Origin of the sequence: Pseudomonas sp. R62 (genome assembly GCF_000257605.1) — a bacterium.
Classification (GTDB): Bacteria; Pseudomonadota; Gammaproteobacteria; order Pseudomonadales; family Pseudomonadaceae; genus Aquipseudomonas; species Aquipseudomonas atacamensis.
Window position 1 is genome coordinate 1 of sequence record NZ_AHZM01000842.1, and the last position, 1,760, is coordinate 1,760.

General features: G+C 55.1%; 2 protein-coding genes. Both read right to left on the minus strand.

All coding sequences use genetic code 11. The features are described from left to right. The coding region (locus OQK_RS00455; RefSeq protein ID WP_016770630.1) for a DUF6035 family protein at window positions 1–1,113 on the minus strand (1,113 nt) is incomplete at its 3' end. 145 nt (window positions 1,114–1,258) lie between these two features. After that, window positions 1,259–1,760, minus strand: a 502-nt coding sequence (gene gmtX, locus OQK_RS00460) for a gamma-mobile-trio protein GmtX (RefSeq protein WP_016770631.1), incomplete at its 5' end; no start/stop codon positions are given.

Genomic DNA, 1,760 nt, shown 5'->3' on the forward strand with positions numbered 1-1,760 from the left:
CAGGTTGTAGCCCACTGGATGCCCAAAACGGGCACTCAACATAATCGACACAGCCCCATGGAATTTCCCCATTCGGTAGTCCGAAGGCAGCGGAAGGTCAGGACTTGCCGTTTTCATTTGTTCCCGCAAAGTTCGCCACGCCTCATCCGACTCTTTGCTGTCCGTTGCTGCATGCTGCATCCAGAAATCGAGAAAGGCCTGCCGGGCTCGGTCGCTGCTCACGCTACTCAATAGCTCGGCCCTTAGCGTGTCGTAGTCCTTGAAAAAAACCTTTTGCTCTTGGGCGTTCACGATCAGTTGATCAAGAAACACCTCCTCCATTACCCATTCGTCAATGATCGTCTTGCCCCTGAGATGGGGTATGGCGTACCAGCAGTCTAGGGCCATGCGCCTCGCCACCCGAGATCGAGCAAGCGTCGCTTCATTTACGATGAAGACGTTGTTGTTATTCAGGAAGAAAATGTCCTCTTCAGAGGTGCGGGTCGAACTCGGGTCGAAGCTATGGAATATCCAGACCATAGCCCCGTTGTTCGCTCGGTAGAACTCACGTCGACCCGCGATTTCTGTCAGGTACGTGGTCGAAAGCTGCACCTCAAATGCCAGGCGTTGGCCATTGAGCTCAGCTTGGACATCGGGCTTTCGCCATTGCGCGCGATCGGCGAGGCGCACGCCCTTCCACACCTTCTCCACCAACGGCTCGGAGCACTGCTCATCGACTATAAGGCTGTCTCGAATAATGCCTTTGAGCCTCAGGTGTGCTGCGCTCTCCTTCGCAGCGTTGTACTTGATGCAGTTGATCTGCTCGGCACTCAATTGCCCACGCGTTGAAATTGAGCATTTTTGCTCTGCCTCCGCACGTGGGTGATGACGGAAATGGAAGCGCCGTTCCATGGTGCGCACGAGTATCACCGGGGCCATGCACAACGCGCACACAAGCCAAGGATTGCCGGGATCACGAGCATAACGACTCGCCAACTCCCCCCTGTCTTTCATGACCAAACCCAGATCGCGGGTCAAGAAGCTCTGCAGTTCGACATCCAATCCCGTTTCTTGATCGAGGATCTCCGTCAGGAGCATGGTGGCAGTGGGTTGAGCGACCTCATACGTGAACATACAGTTTCCTTTGGCTGGAACTCGCAGCCCCAACCTTTAACCTAAAGCCGTAGGTGATTCCACCCAACACCGTGCGTTTGCCTACCCCTGCCCCAGGTCTCTATCTCGCCTAGCCTGAAGGGGTCGTTGCCACGTTGCATTTCAGTCAGAGGTATTTCAGGGCCTTCTCCAATGCCGGGAGAGTACCTGGATGAAACACCGTGTCCCCCTTGGCGTTCAGCACATCCCCCCTCTTCCCCCGCTCAAACCTCCACTGCAGCAGGAAGCTCTCCGACAATAAGAATGTTAGGGCGTCGCGCTCGAACTCGTTCAGCTTAAAGCTTGGAACGACCTCAGACGACTGCCCGCGACGATCGTCGACTCTAAACTCAATACCCGGAGGTATCAGCTCCTTGAGCTCACTCCTTGCTTCAGCCAGTTCAGCGAGCGTCCGGTCAACAAGAATTCGAAGCTTCGGATCCTTGATGCCGTCAACCCAGTCAGTGGAGGACGATGATTTTTTTGCCCGCTTACGAGTACCAGGGGCGTCCTTGAAGCACTTGATCAGAGCTTTGAAATTGTCGCCAGTTTTATTCCGAATCGTCTGTGCACGGGGCCCTCCTCGGGTAGCCCCCACCCGGCCAATATGCTCCGAAGTAAAATTCGTC